General features: G+C 46.4%; 17 protein-coding genes, 10 tRNA genes, 3 rRNA genes and 1 other RNA gene. 1 reads left to right on the top strand and 30 read right to left on the bottom strand.

What is annotated here, in order from left to right; translation table 11 throughout:
• Positions 1-23 precede the first annotated feature (23 nt).
• Complete coding sequence (gene gntK, locus NSU15_RS00770; RefSeq protein WP_339291195.1) at positions 24-1,544, top strand: gluconokinase; 1,521 nt, start codon at positions 24-26, stop codon at positions 1,542-1,544.
• A gap of 78 nt (positions 1,545-1,622) precedes the next feature.
• Here gntK and NSU15_RS00765 read toward each other — a convergent pair whose 3' ends face one another.
• The 30 genes from NSU15_RS00765 to rho form a co-directional block, all read right to left on the bottom strand.
• Positions 1,623-2,777: an acyltransferase gene (locus NSU15_RS00765; protein WP_339288755.1), complete on the bottom strand. Its 1,155-nt coding sequence runs from the start codon at positions 2,775-2,777 to the stop codon at positions 1,623-1,625.
• A 43-nt stretch (positions 2,778-2,820) separates the two neighbouring features.
• Positions 2,821-4,017 (bottom strand): acyltransferase, encoded by a 1,197-nt coding sequence (locus NSU15_RS00760; protein WP_339288754.1) that lies wholly within the window; start codon positions 4,015-4,017, stop codon positions 2,821-2,823.
• 292 nt (positions 4,018-4,309) lie between these two features.
• Complete coding sequence (locus NSU15_RS00755; RefSeq protein WP_197069730.1) at positions 4,310-4,819, bottom strand: acyltransferase; 510 nt, start codon at positions 4,817-4,819, stop codon at positions 4,310-4,312.
• Complete coding sequence (gene ppaX / locus NSU15_RS00750) at positions 4,816-5,472, bottom strand: pyrophosphatase PpaX (protein ID WP_042123262.1); 657 nt, start codon at positions 5,470-5,472, stop codon at positions 4,816-4,818. The genes NSU15_RS00755 and ppaX overlap by 4 nt, the downstream gene beginning before the upstream one ends.
• 5 nt (positions 5,473-5,477) lie before the next feature.
• Positions 5,478-6,509, bottom strand: a complete 1,032-nt coding sequence (lgt, locus tag NSU15_RS00745) for a prolipoprotein diacylglyceryl transferase (RefSeq protein ID WP_339288751.1) — start codon at positions 6,507-6,509, stop codon at positions 5,478-5,480.
• A gap of 12 nt (positions 6,510-6,521) precedes the next feature.
• Complete coding sequence (gene hprK, locus NSU15_RS00740) at positions 6,522-7,460, bottom strand: HPr(Ser) kinase/phosphatase (protein ID WP_042123257.1); 939 nt, start codon at positions 7,458-7,460, stop codon at positions 6,522-6,524.
• Between the two features lie 210 nt (positions 7,461-7,670).
• Positions 7,671-8,792 (bottom strand): sn-glycerol-3-phosphate ABC transporter ATP-binding protein UgpC, encoded by a 1,122-nt coding sequence (gene ugpC / locus NSU15_RS00735; RefSeq protein ID WP_042123255.1) that lies wholly within the window; start codon positions 8,790-8,792, stop codon positions 7,671-7,673.
• A 114-nt stretch (positions 8,793-8,906) separates the two neighbouring features.
• Complete coding sequence (locus tag NSU15_RS00730) at positions 8,907-10,001, bottom strand: helix-turn-helix domain-containing protein (protein WP_042123254.1); 1,095 nt, start codon at positions 9,999-10,001, stop codon at positions 8,907-8,909.
• A 149-nt stretch (positions 10,002-10,150) separates the two neighbouring features.
• Positions 10,151-10,223: transfer RNA gene (locus tag NSU15_RS00725), tRNA-Lys, on the bottom strand.
• A gap of 5 nt (positions 10,224-10,228) precedes the next feature.
• A tRNA-Tyr gene (locus NSU15_RS00720) sits at positions 10,229-10,314 on the bottom strand.
• Between the two features lie 9 nt (positions 10,315-10,323).
• Positions 10,324-10,396, bottom strand: a tRNA-Phe gene (locus tag NSU15_RS00715).
• 65 nt (positions 10,397-10,461) lie between these two features.
• Positions 10,462-10,539: transfer RNA gene (locus NSU15_RS00710), tRNA-Asp, on the bottom strand.
• A 13-nt stretch (positions 10,540-10,552) separates the two neighbouring features.
• A tRNA-Thr gene (locus NSU15_RS00705) sits at positions 10,553-10,628 on the bottom strand.
• 33 nt (positions 10,629-10,661) lie between these two features.
• Positions 10,662-10,737, bottom strand: a tRNA-Val gene (locus tag NSU15_RS00700).
• An 8-nt stretch (positions 10,738-10,745) separates the two neighbouring features.
• Positions 10,746-10,822 (bottom strand) — tRNA-Met (locus NSU15_RS00695).
• A 30-nt stretch (positions 10,823-10,852) separates the two neighbouring features.
• Positions 10,853-10,944, bottom strand: a tRNA-Ser gene (locus NSU15_RS00690).
• Positions 10,945-11,026: 82 nt separating this feature from the next.
• Positions 11,027-13,955, bottom strand: a 23S ribosomal RNA gene (locus NSU15_RS00685).
• A gap of 167 nt (positions 13,956-14,122) precedes the next feature.
• Positions 14,123-14,198, bottom strand: a tRNA-Ala gene (locus NSU15_RS00680).
• A 20-nt stretch (positions 14,199-14,218) separates the two neighbouring features.
• Positions 14,219-14,295: transfer RNA gene (locus NSU15_RS00675), tRNA-Ile, on the bottom strand.
• A 43-nt stretch (positions 14,296-14,338) separates the two neighbouring features.
• A 5S ribosomal RNA gene (rrf, locus tag NSU15_RS00670) occupies positions 14,339-14,455 on the bottom strand.
• Between the two features lie 124 nt (positions 14,456-14,579).
• Positions 14,580-16,137 (bottom strand): 16S ribosomal RNA (locus tag NSU15_RS00665).
• Together the 16S, 23S and 5S rRNA genes with 10 tRNA genes alongside form the textbook arrangement of a ribosomal RNA operon.
• 303 nt (positions 16,138-16,440) lie before the next feature.
• A complete protein-coding gene (locus NSU15_RS00660; RefSeq protein ID WP_042123252.1) occupies positions 16,441-16,707 on the bottom strand; it encodes a pro-sigmaK processing inhibitor BofA family protein in 267 nt (88 codons plus the stop codon).
• Between the two features lie 32 nt (positions 16,708-16,739).
• Complete coding sequence (locus NSU15_RS00655) at positions 16,740-16,991, bottom strand: DUF2508 family protein (RefSeq protein ID WP_042123251.1); 252 nt, start codon at positions 16,989-16,991, stop codon at positions 16,740-16,742.
• A 137-nt stretch (positions 16,992-17,128) separates the two neighbouring features.
• Positions 17,129-17,728 (bottom strand): recombination mediator RecR, encoded by a 600-nt coding sequence (recR, locus tag NSU15_RS00650; RefSeq protein ID WP_042123249.1) that lies wholly within the window; start codon positions 17,726-17,728, stop codon positions 17,129-17,131.
• Positions 17,729-17,766: 38 nt separating this feature from the next.
• On the bottom strand, positions 17,767-18,078 hold the full coding sequence (locus tag NSU15_RS00645; protein ID WP_036679924.1) for a YbaB/EbfC family nucleoid-associated protein: 312 nt from the start codon (positions 18,076-18,078) through the stop codon (positions 17,767-17,769).
• Positions 18,079-18,125: 47 nt separating this feature from the next.
• A complete protein-coding gene (gene dnaX / locus NSU15_RS00640) occupies positions 18,126-19,901 on the bottom strand; it encodes a DNA polymerase III subunit gamma/tau (RefSeq protein ID WP_339288750.1) in 1,776 nt (591 codons plus the stop codon).
• A gap of 137 nt (positions 19,902-20,038) precedes the next feature.
• Positions 20,039-20,307: signal recognition particle sRNA large type (gene ffs, locus NSU15_RS00635), an RNA gene on the bottom strand.
• 117 nt (positions 20,308-20,424) lie between these two features.
• Complete coding sequence (gene rpmE / locus NSU15_RS00630; protein WP_042123239.1) at positions 20,425-20,622, bottom strand: 50S ribosomal protein L31; 198 nt, start codon at positions 20,620-20,622, stop codon at positions 20,425-20,427.
• Between the two features lie 131 nt (positions 20,623-20,753).
• A complete protein-coding gene (locus NSU15_RS00625) occupies positions 20,754-22,031 on the bottom strand; it encodes a radical SAM protein (RefSeq protein ID WP_339288748.1) in 1,278 nt (425 codons plus the stop codon).
• Positions 22,032-22,056: 25 nt separating this feature from the next.
• The gene (gene rho, locus NSU15_RS00620) at positions 22,057-23,409 is read right to left on the bottom strand and encodes a transcription termination factor Rho (protein WP_339288747.1); all 1,353 of its coding nucleotides are present in this window, start codon (positions 23,407-23,409) and stop codon (positions 22,057-22,059) included.
• Positions 23,410-23,550: the final 141 nt, after the last annotated feature.

Below are 23,550 nucleotides of genomic sequence, written 5' to 3'. Positions count from 1 at the left end.
GCTAATGCGTGACTAAATCCTATATGATTGGCGTTGATATCGGAACTACGAGTACCAAGGCAGTTCTCTTCGAGGAAAAAGGAGCCATAGTTGCACAAGCTAATGTAGGATATCCTTTACATCAGCCCTTACCCTCAATAGCGGAGCAAGACCCAGAGCAAATCCTGAATGCAGTCTTCCATACTATCTCTGCTGTCATGCGGCAAAGCGGTGTCTCTGCGGATGCAATCCTATTCGTCTCCTTCAGCTCAGCCATGCACAGTGTCATTGCAGTTGATAAACTGGGTAAAGCCCTAACTGCCTGCATCACATGGGCTGATAATCGCAGCGCCGGATGCGCACTTCGTTTAAAGGAGGAGCTAAACGGCCATGAATTATATCTACGTACAGGAACACCTATACACCCCATGTCTCCGATCACCAAGCTAATGTGGCTTCGCGAAGAGCAGCCTGATGTATTCCACCAAACCTATAAATTTATTTCCATAAAAGAATACATATTCGCAAGACTGTTTGGCGAATACATCATTGATCATTCCATTGCCTCTTGCACAGGTATGCTCAATCTGAAGAATCTAGAATGGGATAAAGAAGCTTTAGAGATTGCCCATATCACAGCGGATCAGCTCTCGCGGCTTGTTCCCACCACGCAGATTATGCATGGACTGCTTCCCGGTCTGGCAGAGCAGCTTTTACTGCTCCCTACAACCCCATTTGTTGTTGGAGCCAGTGACGGCGTCTTATCCAACCTCGGCGTAGGTGCCATTGAACCCGGTGTAGTGGCCGCTACGATTGGAACCAGCGGAGCAATTCGTACCGTAGTGGATCACCCGCTCACCGATCCCAAAGGACGGACCTTCTGTTATAACCTTACTCCAAATCATTGGGTGGTCGGAGGACCGGTTAATAATGGCGGTATGCTGTTCCGCTGGGTACGGGATGAGTTCGCCGCCTCCGAAGTCGAAACCGCCAAACGTCTTGGCATTGACCCTTATGAGGTGCTGACCCGCATCGCGGAGCAGGTTCCACCAGGCAGCGGTGGGCTTCTGTTCCATCCCTACTTAACTGGTGAACGGGCACCACTGTGGAATCCGGATGCCCGCGGCTCCTTCTTTGGCCTATCTATGAATCACCATAAAGAACATATGATTCGGTCAGTACTTGAGGGCGTAATCTTCAATATGTATATGGTACTTCTTGCTATGGAAGAGCAAATCGGACGCCCAAGCAGAATCCTAGCCACAGGCGGCTTCGCCCGCTCCTCGGTGTGGCGGCAGATGATGGCTGATATCTTTGATCAGGAGGTTGTCATTCCGGAGAGTATCGAGAGCTCCTGCCTCGGGGCGGTTGTACTTGGCCTTTATGCAACAGGTCGAGTCAATTCTTTTGATGTGGTGTTTGACATGATCGGTTCAACCTATAAGCATGATCCAATAGATGAACATACCAAAATATACAAACAGCTGCTACCGATTTATATTTCTGTTTACCGTAGCCTTGAAAGCCAGTATCAAGCCATTGCAGAATTTCAGCGGCAAATATAATAAATTAAAAAGCGCCGGTCAATCCACCCAATGGTGGAATACCGACGCTTTCTTTATTACCATTAATGCATAACTTAGTTACGCACCTTTGGAATTCGTTTTTGCTTTTTGTGGACCCGATCCGAAAATGATCCAAGCTGATTTAAGATATCGGAAGGCTACAGCCACTACCAGCCATGAACCTAACAATGCAAAGAGCCAACCCCCAGCAATTGCTGCGGTATAGGCAAGAGAACCCCCGTGAAACGGTATTTTTCTATAGAAAAATAGCAGTAAAGGGTGAAGCAGATAAATTCCGAAAGAGCAGGCTCCGGCAGATAACAACAATCTTGTAAGCAAGCTTCGGCCCGCTCCGTACAGTAAGAAGGATAATTGCAGCAGCACCAAGCAAGAGAGCAGCGCATGCAGGTTAGAGAATCCCTCATACCATAAACTATTAATGACTGTTTTCTTCGTATAGTTGTTAAACCATAGCTCAACATGAACAATCCCTGCTACGATCCATAACAACCACAATGTAATCCATACCGGACCTTTACCAGTGCGCCAGCCTTCACGTGAGGGCACCAGCCATTTTTTCAAAGAAAAATAATATACTGCAATCCCAGCACCCAGCAAGAAATACGAGAAATAAGTGATTGCCAGACTGCCTTTTGACAACTGCCAATACCCGTTATTAGTCATGTATTTATTCAGTAGTACGAAACCCCATTGTAGAATTAATCCGATTAGCGGCGCCCAAGCCGCCAGACGGCGAACCCTTTGCAGACACCACAGAATAAGCGGAAATAATACGTAGAACTGAATAATGATAATAATGTAATACAAATGCGTATATGCCGTTCCTGTCCATAAATACTTCCAAAGCTTAGAAGCCATCTCCCCTGGAGGTAAGCTCCATGTATGACCGGCCGTCATTTTTAAAGCGAAATATAGCAGCGAGAATAGCACATAGGGCACAATAATATAAAGCAGCCTTCTACTGTAGAACTTCCCCAGCGTCTTTCCGCCCAGTGGACGATCAATATAGTTATAGAACAGCACGAACCCACTTAAAAATATGAATGAAGGTACGGCGAACTGGCTGAATTTATTAATAAATAAGAACGGATGAAACATGTTTGTTCCTAATGTCTCCGCCAACGTTCGCGAAGTCGCATGAATAGCTAGCACTGCAAAAATAGCAATCGCGCGGAAAATATCCAGCTGCGGAATTCTTTCTTTTTGTTTCATGATCTTTCCTCCTGTTAAGCTCCGCATCCAATTGATGCCTTAATCAAGTATTAACCTTCCTCATCTCATCAGAGGCATGTCCTGACTTTACCTTGGAACTAGACTCTAAAGACCGAGGAATACTCCCTAAGAAGATCCATGACTTAGGAATTCGGCGAAAAGCAAACTGCACCATGAACCAGCTTCCTCCCAGCGCAAACGCAAGTCCTCCATAGATAAAGAAAACATAAGTTAGCGACTCTAGGGGAATATGATATCGGAACCTGCGATATATCGCCAGCAATAGCGGATGAATCAAATAAATCGCAAATGACAGCTCACCCAGACGATTCAAAAAAGCGACCATCCTGCGTGGAGCCCTACGGTGGATCAAAAATGCAGCATACAGCAGCACCAACGCTGACAATATCGTATGGACATTCCATAACAGCTCGTACCACAGCGAATCCGTCCACACCCCAAAATGGCGGGCCACATACCATAGCTGCACATGGATAAAGGCTGCAATTAACCACAAGCTCACTAATAGGGCAGTCCATCCCTTTTGCTTGGCAGGCAGCTCTGTCCATGGCTTTATCAGCCATTGCTTCACTTTCTCAAAGTGAATGGCAATATAAGCACCCATCATATAATAAGCTAAATAGGAGATCGCCAAGCTCCCTTTTTCAACAATGTGCAGTTCGTACTTATTCCAGAAAATAAACCCCCACTGAAGAGCAAACCCGAGCGGAACCGCCCATCGCACTAAGAATCGGGAGCTCTGCAACAGCTTAAGCAGCACTGGAAAAAGCACATAAAACTGAATACTAATAAACACAAAATACAGATGAGCATAGGCTGAACCCGAGAATAACGCTCTAGAAAAGCTTAACAAGTTGTCTCCGAGGTTCTGCGTCAATCGTCCGTTCACATATAAAGTTAGTGCATAGTACCCTACAGAAGCTAGAAAATAGGGCAGTAAAATATACTTTAATCGACGACGATAGAAATTAATGATCAAGCTGCGTGTCACAGGACGACCATAATAATTATAAAACAATACGAAGCTGCTAAGGAAAATAAATGAAGGCGTGCCGAATTTAAAGAAAATGTTCATCCAGTTCAGCCAGTAATAATAAGGAGAATGCAGTGCCTGCTCTCCAGCAGCAAAAGATGAGGAATGCACATGCAATACACCTAATATAGCTAATGCTCTGAAAATATCCAGTTGGGGCAGTCTTTCCTGTCTCGCAGTGTTCATGTTCTATTCCTCTTCTCTACTATGATGGTTGTTCATAGAGACGCTAAGCGGAATGTTGAAACTGAAATATCAGGAAGCCTGCACCTGCTGATTTTACATTCTGATATTAGAAGCTGAATGCCTAGCGTGGGATTCGCCTTATCACTAACGATTATTATATCGAATGCATCTGTTTGAAAAACTTAAGAAGATCTTAAAGTATCCTTAATAAGCTTCTCCAAGACGCAAGAAACCCTGCAGATCCTGCGCTAAAAAAACGCAATATGAAACTGCAGGGTTTACGAAGCATCTTTTACACTTGTTCCAAGGAATCTTCCGATGAAGACGGGCGCAGCTCTCGCAGCGGATTGCCTCCGACAAAAGAGCCGGCTGCCACATCCTTGTGTACCACTGATCCTGCGGCAATAACTGCCCAATCACCGATGGTCACACCGGGAAGAATCGTTGTATTCGCGCCGATCAATACATTTTCACCAATCACTACTTCGCCTAGCCGATATTCCTTGATTAGATACTCATGCGCCAGAATCGTCGTGTTATAACCGATAATAGAGTTCTCACCCACCGTGATTTTTTCCGGAAAAAACACATCCACCATCGCCATCAGACCGAAGGAGGTATGCTTCCCAACCTTCATACCGAGAATCCGACGATAGATCCAATTCTTTAACGGTAGAATCGGGCAATAACGTGCGATTTGAATAAAAATAAAGTTGCGGACACCCTTCCATGGGCTGACCGTACGGTAAATGTACCAAAGTGAGTTATGACCTTCTACAGGATATCGGGTTACGTTTCTCACGATTCACTCGTTCCTCGTTCCACAATTTCTATAATATCCTTCATGTTATGGATGATATAGTCGGGATCATACTTGCGGAGAGTCTCTTCGCCTTTTAATGACCACGATACGCCAGCCGCATATACACCAGCAGCTTTTGCTGACTGAATATCAACCGTACTGTCACCCACCATAAGCGTTTTACGAGGATCAACGCCAAGGTTATTGACTGCCGTCAGAACAGGCTCTGGATGTGGCTTGGGTTCAGTAACATCGTTCACCGTCACAATCGTATCCATGTACTTTAGCAAATCAAACATCTCAAGTGATTTAATCGTTGTTGGACGAATTTTTGTGGTTACAATCCCCATTTTAATCCCACGACGTTTGAGCTCCTCCATCGTCTCATTCACCTGAGGAAAGGGACGCACTAACTCATCGTGATGTTCATAATTATAAGAACGGTAGGATCTTTCTAGCGCACCACTTACATCCTCAAGTCCAGAGAAGACTCTCATCTGTTGCTGAAGGGTCGTGCCCATATGCGGAATAATCTCTTCCCTGGTGAGTGGAGCCAGACCATTGTCCTTCAGCGCGTACATAAACGAACTAATAATTAGTTCATTCGTATCGACAATCGTTCCATCCAGATCAAAAAGAACGCATTCTATCATAAGCTTTACTGCTCCTTCTTATCTCCATCCGCAGGCTGTCCTTGTTCAGGTTGTGCCCCATGACGAGCTTTCTGCGGTGTATTTACTGCACTTTCTGGCACTACGGTATCTGCTTTGATCGGTTTAGTACATACGATAGGATCAGAATAATGTGCTTTAGGCTCTCCGGTGACCCTACGAATAATGATAAGCAGTATAGCTGCAACGATGATCAGTAGAGCAAGTAGCTGAGAAATACGGATATTTCCATAGCTTGGGTCCAAGTATCCTTGTTCAAAACCTAGCCATTCCATCGGTTTCCACAATCCGTTCATAAAGGATGCCAAGCCTGCACTTCCATTAAACGCCAAGCTGTCCGTACGTATGGCTTCTATGAAGAAACGACCGATGGAATACCATATAAAGTAAGACATGAAGATCTCACCGGCACGCACAAATTTTTGTCGACGGAGGACCATGAGAAGTGCGATGCCCAGTAAGCTCCAAAGAGATTCATATAGGAAGGTTGGATGATGAAAAGCATCCCCTATGTACATTTGGTTCACAATGAAGTCAGGTAAATGCAGTTTATCCCGTAAAAAAGACTCTTCAACCACGCTGCCGTATGCCTCTTGGTTGACAAAGTTCCCCCAGCGTCCAATCATTTGACCCGCAAGTAGTCCGGGTGCACATATGTCAACGATACGCCAGAAGGGGTAGCCTTTATAGCGGAAATATATAATTCCACAAATAATGGCTCCAATTAATGCACCGTAAATGGCAATGCCACCGTTCCAGATCTTAAAGACATCTATTAAATTATCCTTATAATCCTCCCATTTAAATGCTACAAAATAAATTCGTGCCCCGATAATGGCTGAGGGCACACCTAGCAGCAGCATATCCATAAAGAATTCTTGTGGGATACCAAACCGTTTGCCCTCGCGGATCGCAAGATATAACCCCGCGAGTGCACCGAAACCTAGTATTAATCCATACCAGTGTACTTGCAGTGATCCAATTGAGAAGACAATAGGATTTAGTGCTAATGGGAACATTCTCTCACACTCCTAATCGAGATCATCCATATCTTCAGATATGGTCGCAGTTAACTTATTCGTAAACTGCAGGGCTGCATTAAAGCCCATTTGTTTCAGGCGATAGTTCATCGCTGCAACCTCAATAATAACAGCAAGGTTACGTCCTGGGCGTACAGGAATCGTTACAAGTGGAACATCGGTGTCGATAATCCGTGTCGTTTCCTCGTCGAGTCCAAGCCGGTCATATTGCTTGTCTTGCTGCCAAGCTTCCAATCTAACAACAAGTGTAATCCGTTTATGATTACGAATGGCACCCGCACCAAAAAGTGTCATTACATTAATGATACCTACTCCACGGATCTCCAGTAAATGACGGATTAACTCAGGTGCTGTACCATGCAATTGGTTATCTGAAGTCTGACGGATTTCTACGGCATCATCAGCAATCAAGCGATGTCCACGTTTTACAAGTTCAAGGGCTGTTTCACTTTTACCAATCCCACTACTACCCGTGATTAGCATACCTACCCCATATACATCACAAAGTACGCCATGGATCGTCGCTGTAGGGGCTAATTTCCCTTCTAAGAAGCTCGTCAACCGGCTGGAGAAAATAGTCGTAGCCATGGAGCTCCGAAGTACAGGAAGGGCCTTTTCATTACTTATGTCAATTAACTCCTGAGGCACATCCAAACCACGTGTAATTACAATACAAGGTGTGTTGTCATTACAAATTCCACGAAGTCGACTTTTCCGCTCAGCTTCGGGCAGCATGGAGAAAAAAGCGAGTTCTGTTTTGCCTAGCAATTGAACACGTTCTTCTGGATAATATTCAAAATAACCAGCAATCTCTAGTCCAGGGCGATTCAGGTCATCGACCGTAATGGGTCTCTTTAGACCTTCCTGGCCGGAAATAACCTCTAATTGAAAATGCTGCACCAATTCAGATACTTTTACTTTCTTAGCCATGTAAGTTCGTCCTTTCGTCACCTGCGGTATTTGTCCGCTTACTGCGTCCGGTTGGCAGCGATCTCATTACATTCCGGAGGTAATTCTCCTGCTATCTTAATTGATAACGCCTATGAATGCAATCTTAGCGCCTAACCAAACAGGGTCCATCTAAACAATAAAGCCACCCTTTCGGGTGGCTTTATCAAGAGAGAAAAGATCTTTACAATCTTATCCCAACAAAATGTTAGCTTCGGATTCTTTATCAAAGAAGTGAATTTTGTTCATATCGATAGCCAATTTTGGCTTGCTGCCTTCGCGAGTAGTGGAACGTCCATCTACACGAGCGATTACAGTAGATTTACCAAGGCCGCTCAAGTAAAGGAGCATTTCATGACCAAGGTTTTCAGTAACATCAACCAATGAAGTAAAGATTGTGTTCGGGGAAGCTTCCAAGAATACTGGCTCTTCATGGATATCTTCTGGACGAACGCCCATGATTACTTCTTTACCGATGTAACCTTTGTTGCGGATGATTTGTGCTTTTCCGCCTGGTACTTCAACATCAAGGTTCTCAGCACGGAAACGGATAGAACCGCTTACTTCAGACAAAGTACCATTGATAAAGTTCATTGTAGGGGATCCGATAAATCCAGCTACGAACAAGTTTGTAGGTTCATTGTACAACTCTTCAGGGGAAGCTGCTTGTTGAATGATACCATCATACATAACTACGATGCGATCACCCATTGTCATAGCTTCTGTTTGGTCATGCGTTACGTAGATACAAGTGGTTTCAAGGCGCTTAACCAGTTTAGTGATTTCAGCACGCATTTGACCACGAAGTTTAGCATCCAAGTTGGAAAGAGGCTCATCCATCAAGAAGACTTGTGGATCACGTACGATAGCGCGTCCCAAAGCGACACGTTGGCGTTGACCACCGGAAAGCGCTTTTGGTTTACGATCTAGCAAATGCTCGATATCGAGAATTTTAGCAGCTTCGCGAACTTTCTTGTCGATTTCATCCTTCTTCACTTTACGAAGTTTCAAACCGAAAGCCATGTTTTGGTATACGCTCATATGCGGATACAGGGCGTAGGATTGGAATACCATCGCGATATCGCGGTCTTTAGGTGCAACGTCGTTAACTACACGATCGCCAATGTACATTTTACCTTCAGAGATTTCTTCCAAACCAGCGATCATACGCAAAGTTGTGGATTTACCGCAACCGGAAGGTCCAACCAATACTAGAAATTCCTTATCTTTAATATCAAGATTGATATCGATTACTGTCGCTTTATCTGAACCCGGGTATTTTTTGAAAATATGCTCTAAACGTACGCCTGCCATTGTATTTCCCCCTCGAGTTAATTATTAATTAGTTAAAATAAAAATTCTGTTTCCTTGTACATTTATATTACCCCAGTCGTGACACGATGGCTATTTGTAAGGTTCACAAAAAACCTATTTCCTTTTCGTCACTTTATACAAAAGCATAGTAAGCTTCACAATAGCAGCGTCTCCAAAGCTTCTTACATCTGCCCCAGTCTCTTGTTTTATCTTATCCAGACGGTATAGCAGCGTATTACGATGGATATATAGCTTCTTGGCGGTTTCACTTACATTACAGTCCATCTCGAAGAAAGTCTCTAAGGTCAGCAGCATTTCTTTATCTGATAGTACAGAGGAATAATCACCAATTTGTCCAAGCAGCTGTTTACGGCGTACGTCAGGTATGCTGTTAACCAAACGTTCCAAATGCAGCTCCCAAGGTAAATGAATATACTCTCCTACTTGAAAAATACGACCAAGTACAATCGTCTCCCTGAGCAAAGCCACAGATCCTGTTAATCCCTTAACAGGGACAATAGCCGGAGCCACCGCCAAATGGAATACACCTACCCATTCACTTGCTATCAGCTCATGTAAACCCATACTAGTCTGTGCTAGAAGATCATCTACACTCTCTTCTTCATCATCCTTATCATCCCCGCCCATAAGCAATTCTTTACGGGCTAAAATTAACCATTCCTTTTCTTGAAGAGGAATAAGCAGGATTTCGTTCTCAAAATAGCTGCGCAACAATTTCATCAGTGAACGATAAGTTATCTGTGGGCTGTGTGCAATCTCACTACTAAGTAGGAATGGAATCATGTCACCGAACAGACGCCCCTTTAAGGTCATCTCATCCGGAATCTCAGTATCATTCTTCTCTTGCTCTAGCTCTGTGTTTAACCAGGCGCCAAGCTGCCGCGCCTCAACTTCGCCTTCTTCTCTAAGCCCTGTAGCTTTAAGTGCAATAGCAAAATTCCGAACTGCATAATTGACCAATTGTACTTCCAGAGAGCTTAGTCCTTCCATTTCTACCCAAACGGCGGTTATACGTCCGTCACTCTCATACAAAGGTGCCCAGAGATGGCCCTCATGGATTACCAGCTGATCCTGCGCTTCTAATCCCATGCTAAAAAGAGAAGCTGAATGCTGCCTCCCTAACTGCTTGATTCCGGTTCTCTTTCCGGTGAGCTGCTCTAATTTTTTCCGCAATGTCTCACTATCCATAGTCACCATGCTCCACCACTTTTGCTCTTTTCGCCTATTTTAGCATATTCTCTTATATTATGTTAATCGCTACATTAGCGCGCTACTATAATACAACTTCAAAACACAAAAAAAGCCATCACCTTATGGTGATGACTTTCTGTTTGGGATGAGCCATGAAGGACTCGAACCTTCGACACCCTGATTAAAAGTCAGGTGCTCTACCAACTGAGCTAATGGCTCATAAATGGTGGGGGATGATGGATTCGAACCACCGAACACGTACGTGAGCAGATTTACAGTCTGATGCGTTTGGCCACTTCGCTAATCCCCCAGGGAAAAGTGGCTCGAGACGGATTCGAACCGCCGACACGAGGATTTTCAGTCCTCTGCTCTACCGACTGAGCTATCGAGCCATATTAAATTGACATAAAAATAAAGTGGTAGTATTAAACTTCCCACCCTAATCTTGTGGAAAAAATGGCGGAACCGACGAGATTCGAACTCGCGATCTCCTGCGTGACAGGCAGGCATGTTAGGCCAACTACACCACGGTTCCGCATTAGTAATAATGGTGCCGGCGAGAGGACTTGAACCCCCAACCTACTGATTACAAGTCAGTTGCTCTACCAGTTGAGCTACACCGGCACGGTGTAAAAAGTGTTTCTAAAAAAGTAATAATGGTGGAGGCTGAGGGGATCGAACCCCCGACCCTCTGCTTGTAAGGCAGATGCTCTCCCAGCTGAGCTAAGCCTCCAGGTATTATGGTAGCGGCGAAGGGGATCGAACCCCCGACCTCACGGGTATGAACCGTACGCTCTAGCCAGCTGAGCTACACCGCCACAATAATTAGAAATGCTATGGATTGAAAATGGCGGAGAGAGTGGGATTCGAACCCACGCACCGCTTACGCAGTCTAACCCCTTAGCAGAGGGTCCCCTTATAGCCACTTGGGTATCTCTCCAAACGATATCAGTACCACAGCAATCCAAACAGGAATTTGACTCCCTGAAAACTGAATCCGAATTGAATTTGCATTTTAAGTATAGGATAAGCCCTCGACCGATTAGTATTGGTCAGCTCCATGCATTACTGCACTTCCACCTCCAACCTATCTACCTCGTCGTCTTCAAGGGGTCTTACTAATTGGGAAATCTCATCTTGAGGGGGGCTTCACGCTTAGATGCTTTCAGCGCTTATCCCGTCCGTACGTAGCTACCCAGCCATGCTCCTGGCGGAACAACTGGTGCACCAGCGGTACGTCCATCCCGGTCCTCTCGTACTAAGGACAGCTCCTCTCAAATTTCCTGCGCCCACGACAGATAGGGACCGAACTGTCTCACGACGTTCTGAACCCAGCTCGCGTACCGCTTTAATGGGCGAACAGCCCAACCCTTGGGACCTACTTCAGCCCCAGGATGCGATGAGCCGACATCGAGGTGCCAAACCTCCCCGTCGATGTGGACTCTTGGGGGAGATAAGCCTGTTATCCCCAGGGTAGCTTTTATCCGTTGAGCGATGGCCCTTCCATGCGGTACCACCGGATCACTAAGTCCGACTTTCGTCCCTGCTCGACTTGTAGGTCTCGCAGTCAAGCTCCCTTATGCCTTTGCACTCTTCGAATGATTTCCAACCATTCTGAGGGAACCTTGGAACGCCTCCGTTACTCTTTAGGAGGCGACCGCCCCAGTCAAACTGCCCGCCTGACACGGTCCCCGTACCCGATTAGGGCACTAGGTTAGAACCTAGATACGATCAGGGTGGTATCCCAACGGCGCCTCCACCGAAGCTTGCGCTCCGATTTCTACGGCTCCCACCTATCCTGTACAGATCGTACCCAAATTCAATATCAAGCTGCAGTAAAGCTCCATGGGGTCTTTCCGTCTTGTCGCGGGTAACCTGCATCTTCACAGGTATTAAAATTTCACCGGATCTCTCGTTGAGACAGCGCCCAAGTCGTTACGCCATTCGTGCGGGTCAGAATTTACCTGACAAGGAATTTCGCTACCTTAGGACCGTTATAGTTACGGCCGCCGTTTACTGGGGCTTCGGTTCATAGCTTCGGGTTACCCCTAACCACTCCCCTTAACCTTCCAGCACCGGGCAGGCGTCAGCCCGTATACTTCGCCTTGCGGCTTCGCACAGACCTGTGTTTTTGCTAAACAGTCGCTTGGGCCTTTTCACTGCGGCCCCCTCGTGCTATTCACACTACCGGGGCACCCCTTCTCCCGAAGTTACGGGGTCATTTTGCCGAGTTCCTTAACGAGAGTTCTTCCGCGCGCCTTAGAATTCTCTTCTCGCCTACCTGTGTCGGTTTGCGGTACGGGCACCTTCTCCTGGCTAGAGGCTTTTCTTGGCAGTGTGAGATCATGACCTTCGCTACTACAATTTTCGCTCCCCATCACAGCCCAGCCTTAATGATGTGCGGATTTGCCTACACATCAGCCTCACTGCTTAGACGGACATATCCATCAGTCCGCGTCACTACCCTCCTGCGTCACCCCATCGCTCATAGCGGATTACGGTGGTACAGTAATTTCAAACTGTTGTCCTTCGACTACGCCTTTCGGCCTCGCCTTAGGTCCCGACTTACCCTGAGCGGACGAGCCTTCCTCAGGAAACCTTGGGCTTTCGGCGGATCAGATTCTCACTGATCTTTTCGTTACTCATACCGGCATTCTCACTTGTATGCTGTCCAGCGCTCCTTACGGTACACCTTCAACCCACATACAACGCTCCCCTACCCCAGATACATACGTATCTAGCCATAGCTTCGGTGGTGTGTTTAGCCCCGTTACATTTTCGGCGCAGAGTCACTCGACCAGTGAGCTATTACGCACTCTTTCAATGGTGGCTGCTTCTAAGCCAACATCCTGGTTGTCTGTGCAACTCCACATCCTTTCCCACTTAACACACACTTGGGGACCTTAGCTGATGGTCTGGGCTGTTTCCCTTTTGACAATGGATCTTAGCACTCACTGTCTGACTCCCGGCAATAAGTATATGGCATTCGGAGTTTGACTGAGCTTGGTAATCCTTGCGGACCCCGCACCCAATCAGTGCTCTACCTCCACTACTCTTATACCGAGGCTAGCCCTAAAGCTATTTCGGGGAGAACCAGCTATCTCCGAGTTCGATTGGAATTTCTCCGCTACCCCCACCTCATCCCCGCACTTTTCAACGTGCGTGGGTTCGGGCCTCCAGTGCGTGTTACCGCACCTTCACCCTGGACAGGGGTAGATCACACGGTTTCGGGTCTACGTCCACATACTAATTCGCCCTATTCAGACTCGCTTTCGCTGCGGCTCCGTCTTCTCGACTTAACCTTGCATGTTAAACGTAACTCGCCGGTTCATTCTACAAAAGGCACGCCATCACCCATTAATAGGGCTCTGACTTTTTGTAAGCACACGGTTTCAGGTTCTATTTCACTCCCCTTCCGGGGTGCTTTTCACCTTTCCCTCACGGTACTGTTTCACTATCGGTCGCCAGGTAGTATTTAGCCTTAGCAGATGGTCCTGCTGGATTCATACGGGGTTTCACGTGCCCCGCACTACTCGGGATCCGTCTCGGAGAGAACACAGTTTAGGCTACAGGGCTTTTACCTCTATCGCGGGCCTTTCCAGACCTCTTCGCCTACCATATTCCTTTGTAACTCCATGTGAGACGTCCCACAACCCCTAAGAGCAAGCTCTTAGGTTTAGGCTGTTCCGCGTTCGCTCGCCGCTACTGACGGAATCACTATTGTTTTCTCTTCCTCAGGGTACTTAGATGTTTCAGTTCCCCTGGTCTGCCTCTACACACCCTATGTATTCAGATGTGAGTAACTGCGAATTACCACAGCTGGGTTTCCCCATTCGGACACCCCCGGATCAAAGCTTGCTTACAGCTCCCCGAGGCAGTTTCGTTGTTCGCCACGTCCTTCGTCGGCTCCTGGCGCCTAGGCATCCTCCGTGTGCTCTTATTAGCTTAACCATGATTTTTCCGCAGGAAAATATCATACGATATCTCTCTTGGAATCATCTCACTAATAACATTTACTTGTTTGCACAAGTTGCTAAAAGATGTTCTAAAACGCAAATTCGTTTCGGTATCCAGTTTTCAAGGATCAATGTTAAAGAAAGTATTGAATTTAAAAATTATGGTGGAGCCAAGCGGGATCGAACCGCTGACCTCCTGCTTGCAAGGCAGGCGCTCTCCCAGCTGAGCTATGGCCCCATAAAGGGATATAAGTTATATGGTGGGCCTTGGTGGACTCGAACCACCGACCTCACCCTTATCAGAGGTGCGCTCTAACCAACTGAGCTAAAAGCCCATATAACATATATAATATTGTGAATCAACCAAAGTGGTTGTTCGCTTGGCGGCGTCCTACTCTCCCAGGACCCTTCGGTCCAAGTACCATCGGCGCTGGAGGGCTTAACGGTCGTGTTCGGGATGGGTACGTGTGGAACCCCTCCGCTATCGCCACCAAACGCATATGAAAGAGACTTACTCTTTCAAAACTGAACACGAGTGAGTGTTCGAACCCGAAGGTTCTATTATGGAAGTTTAACTTCCGATTTGAATGTCTTCATTGCAGAAGACGATTCTCCATAGAAAGGAGGTGATCCAGCCGCACCTTCCGATACGGCTACCTTGTTACGACTTCACCCCAATCATCTACCCCACCTTCGGCGGCTGGCTCCCTTGCGGGTTACCCCACCGACTTCGGGTGTTGTAAACTCTCGTGGTGTGACGGGCGGTGTGTACAAGACCCGGGAACGTATTCACCGCGGCATGCTGATCCGCGATTACTAGCAATTCCGACTTCATGCAGGCGAGTTGCAGCCTGCAATCCGAACTGAGACCGGCTTTGATGGGATTGGCTCCACCTCGCGGCTTCGCTTCCCGTTGTACCGGCCATTGTAGTACGTGTGTAGCCCAGGTCATAAGGGGCATGATGATTTGACGTCATCCCCACCTTCCTCCGGTTTGTCACCGGCAGTCACTCTAGAGTGCCCAACATTACTTGCTGGCAACTAAAGTTAAGGGTTGCGCTCGTTGCGGGACTTAACCCAACATCTCACGACACGAGCTGACGACAACCATGCACCACCTGTCTCCTCTGTCCCGAAGGCCGCTGCTATCTCTAGCAGATTCAGAGGGATGTCAAGACCTGGTAAGGTTCTTCGCGTTGCTTCGAATTAAACCACATACTCCACTGCTTGTGCGGGTCCCCGTCAATTCCTTTGAGTTTCAGTCTTGCGACCGTACTCCCCAGGCGGAGTGCTTACTGTGTTAACTTCGGCACCAAGGGTATCGAAACCCCTAACACCTAGCACTCATCGTTTACGGCGTGGACTACCAGGGTATCTAATCCTGTTTGCTCCCCACGCTTTCGCGCCTCAGCGTCAGTTACAGCCCAGAAAGTCGCCTTCGCCACTGGTGTTCCTCCACATATCTACGCATTTCACCGCTACACGTGGAATTCCACTTTCCTCTTCTGTACTCAAGTCACCCAGTTTCCAGTGCGACCTTAGGTTGAGCCCAAGGTTTAAACACCAGACTTAAATGACCGCCTGCGCGCGCTTTACGCCCAATAATTCCGGACAACGCTTGCCCCCTACGTATTACCGCGGCTGCTGGCACGTAGTTAGCCGGGGCTTTCTTCTCAGGTACCGTCACTCCGGTAGCAGTTACTCTACCGGACGTTCTTCCCTGGCAACAGAGCTTTACGATCCGAAAACCTTCATCACTCACGCGGCGTTGCTCCGTCAGACTTTCGTCCATTGCGGAAGATTCCCTACTGCTGCCTCCCGTAGGAGTCTGGGCCGTGTCTCAGTCCCAGTGTGGCCGTTCACCCTCTCAGGTCGGCTACGCATCGTCGCCTTGGTGGGCCGTTACCCCACCAACTAGCTAATGCGCCGCAGGCCCATCCCTCAGTGACAGATTGCTCCGTCTTTCATTCTTTCTTCAGGAGAAAAAAGAAATTATCCGGTATTAGCTACCGTTTCCGGTAGTTATCCCAGTCTAAGGGGCAGGTTGCCTACGTGTTACTCACCCGTCCGCCGCTAAGTCATTTTGAAAGCAAGCTTTCAAAATGACTCCGCTCGACTTGCATGTATTAGGCACGCCGCCAGCGTTCGTCCTGAGCCAGGATCAAACTCTCCAATTAGTATTGAAAAGAGCGATATGCTCATTTTGAAACATCTGACGAGAAAATTAATTCTCTTATTTTGGATTTCACTTTCGTGATTTCCTACTCACTCGTTGTTCAGTTTTCAAAGATCAATGTCTCATCTTTCGTTGTCGTTGCTTGTCAGCAGCGACCTTTATAATATATCACAGCACCTTTGTTTTCGTCAAGCGTTTTTTTTAATTTCTTTTTTTCGCTTACCGTTTCAGCAAGTTGTTAATCAACATCTTGTCCAAAGGGGCGAGACTTAATGTATCATATTTTTCAAACCCACGTCAAGCTTTAAAACAAAATTATTCTTAATCCCATTAACATTACTACTCCTGGAAGGCCAAGAATCGTTACTGCGCCTATGGTTGCGGGGTTTAATGGAATATGAACCTGTGTGATCAACCCCGAGAAATTCACTACATATATCGCGAGCGCAGCTAGCACCAAATGAGCACCGAATAAACTGAGCCATCCAAATCCAAGTTTTTTTCGGAATACAATTACACTCAATAACACAACCGATAAGACTAGTACTCCTATAGCTAACATTCTTAGCATAATAATCCCCCTTATATTCTTTTGACTAGTGCCTACATCTGACTGCTATTTAACCCCATGCTTTTTGCATGCTTGAGATGTATCTGATATTTACGCTCTGCCGCCTCCAGAATATAAATAGCGTAATCAATTTGATCTTGGCCCAACGCTTCATCAAACATTAGGTACGCTCTCTCCCACTCTGAATGCGCCTTGCGAACCTCCAATAACGTTTCCCAGCCCTCAGACTCTCTTCTTCCCTGTTCTTTATCTACGCCCCGCCACAACACGCTCCACCATCCCATTACCAATTCCTCCTCAGAATAATTTCGATGCAAAATTACATCTCGTTATTCTCATTCATATCGGGATAGGGACAAACTTAGAACAAAAAAAAGGAAGCCCAAGGGGCCTCCTTTTGAAAAACACAACTTTAGAGCTACTAGAATAGCTCACGACGGCCTTCTAACGCCTTGGACAAGGTAACCTCGTCGGCGTATTCAAGATCGCCACCAACAGGCAAGCCATGGGCTATTCTGGTGATTTTAATCTCAAACGGCCGAACTAAACGAGAAATATACATCGCCGTTGCCTCACCCTCAATGTTGGGATTGGTCGCCATGATAAGCTCACTTACTCTTTCATCACTCAGACGAGTCAATAATTCCTTCAAGCGAATATCATCAGGGCCTATACCTTCCATAGGTGAAATTGCACCCTGAAGAACATGATAATACCCATTAAACTCTTTGGTGCGTTCTATTGCCACCAAATCTTTAGAGTCTTGGATCACACAGATCACTGAAGGATCTCTGGTTTTGTCCTGACATATCTTACAGGGGTCCGTATCCGTAATATTACAGCAGACGGAGCAATAATGAAGATTACGTTTGACGCTTACTAGCGCTTTAGCAAAATCGATGACGTCATCCTCTTTCATGTTAAGCACATGGAAAGCTAACCGGGCGGCTGTCTTCGGCCCTATCCCGGGCAAGCGCGTAAAAGCATCGATCAGCTTGGCTAGCGGTTCGGGATAATACAAATTAATTATTCTCCTTTAGACGAAAGTGGAATGAGTGATTAGAACAAGCCTGGGATCTTCATTCCGCCAGTAAATTTACCCATATCATTGTTCGCAAGCTCTTCAGCTTGAGTCAAAGCATCATTAACCGCAGTGATTACTAAATCCTGCAGCATTTCAACATCTTCCGGATCGACAGCTTCTGGCTTAATTTGAATAGAAAGCAATTTTTTGTGACCATTCACTTGAACTGTAACTACACCGCCACCTGATGAACCTTCAATCACCTTGCCACCTAGTTCTTCTTGAGCTTTAAGCATTTGCTCCTGCATTTTCTTAACTTGCTTCATCATTTGGTTCATATTATTCATTCATCGTCTCTCCTTTGGAATGCGCAATTTGCGCTAGTATGCTTACATTACTCTTTTATGACAACAAGGTCTTCTCCAAATAGCTGGATAGCCTCATCAATCCAAGGTTCAGATTTCGCATCTGCAGTATCATGTTCATGCTCTAGCCGCAACTCTTCTTTGCTAGGCTGTCCCACTGACTTCTGAGCGGCTTCGTTCCAATCACGCTGCATAATAGTAACCAATCTATAAGGTTTACCAAGACGTGCTGCAAGCACATTCTCAATGACCTGTCTGTTTGCTGGCTTCTCCGTTGTATCGCGATGAATCGTGTTCTTGAATGCAACAAGCACTGCATCCTCCATTACAGATACAGGTTCACCGTCTACAAACCACGCATGAACCGTTACCTTCTCCTCTTTTACCCCTTGCAAGACAAGACTCCACTGTTTGTAGATAGCTGCAAAATCAGGACTATCCTTACCAGCAATAAACTTATCTACATTTGGAGGCATTTTGGAGGGTGCAGAGATTCTCGGTGCAGAGCTTGGAGCTGAATTTGATTTCGCAGAAGAAGCACCATCTCGCCCACCTCCGGAAATACCACCGGACTGCAATGCCTGTTCCAGCTTTTTCTCCAGCGCAGCAATCTGTCTCTTAAGCAGATCCAGTTCACCAGAGTGGACTGCAGGAGCATTCGCCCCTGATCCAGCTTGCAATGCACCTAACGGAGCAGCTGTTACTGTCTCACCTTCATCTTGCTGCAAGCTACAAAGCTTCATCAACGCAACTTCAAACAACGTCTGCGGATGTGTAGCATACTTCATTTCACCTAGGTACTTATTAAGTGTATCAACGATCTGAAACAGACGATCCCGAGAAAATGCGGTGGCCATATCTTTAAACTCGGCGGGATTAAGCACTCGCTCAGTCAGTTGGTCGGCCCCGGGTACCATCTTAATCATCAATAAATCACGGAAATAATACATAAGATTCTCTAGACATTTATCAGCACTCTTACCTTCATGCATAAGCTGTTCAACAAGCTCCAGCAGAAGACCCATATCACCTTCCAAAATGGCAGTGGCAAGACGTGCAAATTGCTCAGAAGGTATCCCTCCGGTCATCCCTAGCACTTGTTCATACGTAACTTTGCCATCTGTAAAAGATGAAATCTGATCCAGCAAACTCACTGCATCGCGCATCCCCCCATCAGAAAGGCGGGCAATATACTGCAATGCGTTAACATCGGCTATAATCCCTTCCTTCTCACAGATAGCGCTTAGATGTGCTGTCTGCTCTTCCAAAGCTACTCTACGGAAGTCAAAGCGCTGACAACGAGAGATAATCGTCGCTGGCAATTTATGAGGCTCCGTAGTCGCAAGGATGAACATTGCATGTGAAGGCGGTTCTTCCAATGTCTTTAATAGCGCATTAAATGCTTCTGTGGTCAGCATATGCACTTCATCAATAATATACACTTTACGGCGCACCTCGGTAGGTGCATATTTCACCTTGTCCCGGAGATCGCGAATCTCTTCTACGCCCCGGTTGGATGCCGCGTCTATTTCCTGCACATCCATCACATTACCCGCAGTGATTCGCAAGCAAGAAGGACACTCGTTGCAAGGCTCAGGACCTGGCCCACGTTCACAATTGACCGCTTTCGCTAAGACTTTAGCAGCACTTGTCTTACCAGTTCCCCGCGGACCACTGAACAGATAGGCATGCGAAACCCGCTGTTCACGAATTGCGTTCTGCAGCGTTTGGATAATGTGCTGTTGTCCAACCATGTCTTGAAACGACTGCGGCCGCCAAGCACGGTACAGCGCGATATGTTCCACTATGCATTACCCTCTCTTAGGCTGCCTCTTTCCCGGCATTTGTCGCAAATTTATTATACTATATTCATCGGCTATTGACCAAAAACAAAAAGCATCTTTGCTTGTGGCAAAGATGCTGTTATAAACAGAATTATAAACCGTGCACCTGTTATTGATGACTACGATCCAAGCGGCAACCCTACATGACTGCTCGGGCTAGGCCACCCTCCGGCACAAGAGTAAACTTACTTATGGCTGCTTCCTTCCGGACCTGACCAGGTTCATAAGCACTCATTGCGGAGGACCCAACCGTCAACACAGCCCGTAGGAACCAAGGCCTCACATCGATAGCACCTCTAACAGGAATTCAACCTCGCTACAGCGGATTGCGAGTTACAGGGCACCGCTACCTCCCCGTCTAGCACGGCGAAGTTAAGTATAGCTTACGCTCGGACAAAAATCAACTCCAAGACATAAAATGAGCCCCTCAGCGAGAAAGCTGGGGGCTCGATCTAACCATTAAGCCGCTAAGCGACTATTCCAATTAGATACCGTATTTCTTCTTGAATTTATCAACGCGACCGCCGGCATCCAGGAACTTCTGCTTGCCAGTGAAGAAAGGATGGCAGCTGGAGCAAATTTCAACACGAAGCTCTTGTTTAACAGAGCCAGCTTCGAAAGAGTTGCCACATGCGCAGGTTACCTTAGTTAAGTTATACTTTGGTTGAATTGCTGCTTGCATTTTGAATTTCACCTCTCATGCCCTAAGCCTCATGCGGACCCAGAGTTATATGATTACACTGTGGTATTTTAGCACGAAAAATTCAATTGATCAATATGTTTCATTGGTAATTCATTGGTATATTTACTCTATTAAATGTTGAGCTGCTGTTGCTTTACCCGAGCCATATTTACTGGTGGTACATGCGTGTAAGAACCAATAACAACATCCGGCAATTCGTCCTTGAAAATTTCCAGCATAGTCTTCATGCCTAGAATTTCACCCTTAGCAGGAGGAATTAACTCCAGATAACTCTCTGGATCAATGTTCAGATTACGCATCTGAATAAGCTTCAAATCCGTACGTCTTACAAACTCCACCATCGCCTCAATCTCTTCTTCGCGATCAGTTACTCCAGGGAAAATCAGATAGTTGATCGATGTGTAAACACCCTGCGAGGCAGCATATTTCAAAGACTTCTCTACATTAGCCAATGTGTAGCCACGTGGTTTGTAATAAGCATTGTAATGATCATCTAGAGCACTGATCGTGCTGACACGCATCAGATCCAGCCCAGCATCGACAATTCCACGAATATGATCACTTAAGCCAGCATTGGTGTTGATATTGATGTAGCCCATGTCAGTAATCGAGCGTACTTCACGAATTGCTTCTATAATAAGTTTTGCCTGCGTAGAAGGTTCCCCTTCACAGCCTTGTCCAAAACTGATAATCGATTCAGGGGTCTTCAAATGCTCCAGCATAACTTGTGAAATTTCATTGACGGTTGGTCGGAAATTCATCCGAGTCTGTGGAGACACAAAACCACTATCATCAGGTTGCTCAGAAATACAGCCAAAACATCCAGCATTACATGAATAAGAGACAGGTACACCGCCCTCCCAACGCCCTAAAAAGGTATTGGAGGAAGTGAGGCATTCATAACCAAGCGCACAGTTAGAAAGATGCTCATAGAGACGGTTATCAGGATATTTGGCGGTCAATTCGCCAACGCTTACCTCAAGATCCTGTTTATCACAGTTCAGCGGATTCCACTTCTCCGGATTATCGGTTGGGTCCGCCGCAACATAGAACCCGCCATCCTTCCACACTACAGCCGAATACCCAAACAGAGGAAGCTTGTAAGACTTATCTGTCTTCACATACCCAGGAAGACACAAGCGAGTATAGCCCTGAGGCAGCAGCGCGCCTACAGCCTGTGAGCCATCCGGCAACGCCATCATTTCACCTGTCTCAGGATCCATACCCACAGCCCGCGTACTAGGCAAGCCCACAAGAGTGGCGCCTTCAGGCAGCGGAATTAACTCTTCCTCCAACATTTCAACGATCATATCCCCACTACGGGCTAACCCGTACAGTTCTGGATGATCATATACGTTTCCTTGCCCGTCGGCATATACCAAATACATGTTAGTCTCCTCTTATTATCAATTCTCAAGTTGTAGGTACTGAAGAAGTCTTTGCCCGTGTTGTGCGACGAGCAGCCGTACCACTGTTGGAAGTTCCTCCGCTACTTGCAGTTCCATTTGGTGATTGTTTAGCTCCCGCAACGTCAAATGATGCTAAGAATTCAGCATTAGTCTTTGTATCACGCAGCTTTTTGATGAATCCCTCCACAAAATCGTAGGATTCATTCATATTTTTGCGAATCGCCCAGATCGTATCAAGCTCTTCTTTGCTCAAGAGCACTTCTTCACGACGTGTACCTGAACGACGAATATCAATAGCAGGGAATATACGGCGTTCCGCCAATTTGCGGTCCAAATGAAGCTCCATATTACCAGTACCCTTAAACTCTTCATAAATAATATCATCCATACGTGATCCGGTATCAATTAAAGCAGTTGCTAAAATAGTAAGTGAACCGCCCTCTTCTACATTCCGTGCAGAGCCAAAAAACCGTTTCGGCCGATGAAAGGCTGCTGGGTCAACCCCCCCACTAAGCGTGCGTCCAGATGGTGGAACCACAAGATTATACGCACGTGCAAGACGGGTAATGCTATCTAAAAGAATAACTACATCCTTCTTGTGCTCAACTAAACGAAGAGCTCTTTGCAACACAAGTTCGGCCACTTTAATATGATTCTCTGGAAGCTCATCAAACGTCGATGCAACCACTTCGCCTTTTACTGAACGCTGCATATCAGTTACTTCTTCGGGACGCTCATCTATTAGCAATACAAAGAGTTCAATCTCAGGATTATTAGTGGAAATACTATTGGCAATTTCTTTCAAGAGGAGCGTTTTTCCTGCTTTAGGAGGTGCTACAATCAAACCCCGCTGCCCCAAACCTACAGGAGCGAGCAAATCCATTATTCGGGTAGACAAATGAGTAGGGGATGTTTCAAGCGGTAGCTTGTCTTGCGGATAAAGTGGTGTTAATGCTGGAAAATGTAGTCGCTCCGCTGCGCTAGCAGGGTTCTCGCCATTAACAGCATTGACTTGAAGCAAGCCAAAATATCGTTCATTTTCTTTCGGCGTCCGGCATTTCCCAGATACAAGATCTCCGCTTCTGAGATCAAACTTCCGAATTTGTGAGGCTGAGATATAAATATCTTCAGCGCTAGGCAAATAGTTAATCGGCCTTAGAAATCCATAGCCCTCGGGTAGAATTTCCAGTACGCCTTCCATAAACATAAGACCGCTTTGCTCTGCCTGTGCCCGAAGGATCGCAAAGATCAGTTCCCGTTTCTTCAGCTGTCCGTAGTAAGGGATCTGGTATTTCTTGGCCAGCTTATACAACTCGGTCAGCTTCATTTCTTCCAAATCGGAAATTTGAAGATCCATGTAATAACCACCTATTCAATTTTTAAATGAGTTCGCCCTAGTCTATCTACTAGGCAAAATGATGAGTCTATTAAAATGCCCATTAGGATATTAATACCCATTTTGGAAGGATATATGCGGTAAATAAGCAAAATAAAACTC

This window comes from Paenibacillus sp. FSL E2-0201, assembly GCF_037963325.1.
GTDB lineage: Bacteria > Bacillota > Bacilli > Paenibacillales > Paenibacillaceae > Paenibacillus_AQ.
The sequence above is the reverse complement of the archived record's forward strand: the minus strand, read 5'-3'. Positions and strand labels throughout refer to the sequence as shown.

What these genes read in the sequence shown, in the direction of transcription:
- rho (WP_339288747.1), bottom strand. Translation starts at nt 23,409, where the DNA reads ATGGATCTTCAAATTTCCGATTTGGAAGAAATGAAGCTGACCGAGTTG.
- NSU15_RS00760 (WP_339288754.1), bottom strand. Translation starts at nt 4,017, where the DNA reads ATGAACACTGCGAGACAGGAAAGACTGCCCCAACTGGATATTTTCAGA.
- rpmE (WP_042123239.1), bottom strand. Translation starts at nt 20,622, where the DNA reads ATGCAAGCAGCAATTCAACCAAAGTATAACTTAACTAAGGTAACCTGC.
- NSU15_RS00655 (WP_042123251.1), bottom strand. Translation starts at nt 16,991, where the DNA reads ATGGGATGGTGGAGCGTGTTGTGGCGGGGCGTAGATAAAGAACAGGGA.
- NSU15_RS00765 (WP_339288755.1), bottom strand. Translation starts at nt 2,777, where the DNA reads ATGAAACAAAAAGAAAGAATTCCGCAGCTGGATATTTTCCGCGCGATT.
- hprK (WP_042123257.1), bottom strand. Translation starts at nt 7,460, where the DNA reads ATGGCTAAGAAAGTAAAAGTATCTGAATTGGTGCAGCATTTTCAATTA.
- lgt (WP_339288751.1), bottom strand. Translation starts at nt 6,509, where the DNA reads ATGTTCCCATTAGCACTAAATCCTATTGTCTTCTCAATTGGATCACTG.
- NSU15_RS00645 (WP_036679924.1), bottom strand. Translation starts at nt 18,078, where the DNA reads ATGAATAATATGAACCAAATGATGAAGCAAGTTAAGAAAATGCAGGAG.
- ugpC (WP_042123255.1), bottom strand. Translation starts at nt 8,792, where the DNA reads ATGGCAGGCGTACGTTTAGAGCATATTTTCAAAAAATACCCGGGTTCA.
- NSU15_RS00625 (WP_339288748.1), bottom strand. Translation starts at nt 22,031, where the DNA reads ATGTATTTGGTATATGCCGACGGGCAAGGAAACGTATATGATCATCCA.
- ppaX (WP_042123262.1), bottom strand. Translation starts at nt 5,472, where the DNA reads ATGATAGAATGCGTTCTTTTTGATCTGGATGGAACGATTGTCGATACG.
- gntK (WP_339291195.1), top strand. Translation starts at nt 24, where the DNA reads ATGATTGGCGTTGATATCGGAACTACGAGTACCAAGGCAGTTCTCTTC.
- NSU15_RS00660 (WP_042123252.1), bottom strand. Translation starts at nt 16,707, where the DNA reads ATGCTAAGAATGTTAGCTATAGGAGTACTAGTCTTATCGGTTGTGTTA.
- NSU15_RS00730 (WP_042123254.1), bottom strand. Translation starts at nt 10,001, where the DNA reads ATGGATAGTGAGACATTGCGGAAAAAATTAGAGCAGCTCACCGGAAAG.